Source organism: Rhodococcus sp. T2V (assembly GCF_029269925.1).
In the GTDB taxonomy this organism is placed as follows: Bacteria; Actinomycetota; Actinomycetes; order Mycobacteriales; family Mycobacteriaceae; genus Rhodococcus_F; species Rhodococcus_F koreensis.
This window is the reverse complement of the sequence record NZ_JARJBD010000456.1, coordinates 1-317: the sequence shown is the minus strand read 5'-3', so window position 1 is coordinate 317 and position 317 is coordinate 1. Positions and strand designations below refer to the sequence as shown.

The following is a 317-nucleotide window of genomic DNA, read 5'->3' as shown; positions in this document are numbered from 1 at the left end:
TCGCCCTCGAAATCGACCCGGTCACCGAGCCAGAGTTCCCGCATCAACCGGACCGACTCCCGCAACCGGGCGAACCGCTCCTTGAACTCCGGCCACTGACCCGCAAAACCGGTCGCGATCTCATTGAGCGCCTCGCCGGTACCGACACCGAGCATGATCCGCCCCGGATACAGACACCCCATCGTCGCGAACGCCTGCGCCACCACCGCCGGGTTGTACCGGAACGTCGGCGTCATCACCGACGTCCCCAACTGCAACCGCTCCGTCCGCTCCCCCACCGCCGTCATCCACGCCAGCGAGAACGGCGCATGACCACC

The 317-nt window shown here is 67.2% G+C and carries 1 protein-coding gene; it reads right to left on the bottom strand.

Translation table 11 applies throughout. From position 1 onward, the window contains the following. Positions 1 to 317 (bottom strand): LLM class flavin-dependent oxidoreductase (locus P3H15_RS54815; RefSeq protein WP_276144930.1); only part of this gene is annotated, 317 nt, incomplete at both ends.